Genomic DNA, 569 nt, shown 5'->3' on the forward strand with positions numbered 1-569 from the left:
CTTTCTTACTATCATTTTTCTTTGTTCTTTATAGCTTAGCTTTATAAAAGCTTCTTTTTCTTCTTTACTCCATTTGATACCATTGCCATTGGGAGAAGGACGATAGGATTTGAGGGTGGAGAGGATTGAATTCCAAAAGTATTGTTGAAGTTTTGTTTTGTCAGGAATTTTAATTCGCATTTCATCTAATTCTTTCAAAATCTCACCCCATAAATTAACTTCTTCTACTGCAAATATTGCACCTTTCATTATAACTCCTTATGTATATCTATCTTAGTAGGGATAAAATACTTATTATAGATGAGATTGCCTCCTAGCCATTCATCTGGACTTGAATCCTTGGTGGATAATTCTTCAATGCGTTCTTCTTCGTTTTGTATCTGTGGCAAAACTTCTTTTTCCTCATAGACTCTATAGTTCCATTCTGCCACTCTTTTAAGCTGGATAAGAAAATCTCTATTAAATCGCACTCCACCTTTTGCATTGCCTTCCATTGTGATAAAATTTTCTTTTTTGTTATTCTGTGCAAATGATTGGTTGTCTTTATCTTGTGTTGTTTTTAGTTTTGT

Annotated in this window: 2 protein-coding genes; both read right to left on the bottom strand. The window is 32.9% G+C overall.

Annotated elements, in window-relative coordinates:
- On the bottom strand, positions 1-249 hold a 249-nt coding region (locus CQA53_RS11875), incomplete at its 3' end, for a hypothetical protein (RefSeq protein WP_147290069.1).
- A partial coding sequence (locus CQA53_RS12960) for a hypothetical protein (RefSeq protein WP_181882487.1) occupies positions 249-569 on the bottom strand: 321 nt, incomplete at its 5' end. The genes CQA53_RS12960 and CQA53_RS11875, both read right to left, overlap by 1 nt.

Origin of the sequence: Helicobacter didelphidarum, assembly GCF_003364195.1 — a bacterium.
Taxonomy (GTDB): Bacteria; Campylobacterota; Campylobacteria; order Campylobacterales; family Helicobacteraceae; genus Helicobacter_A; species Helicobacter_A didelphidarum.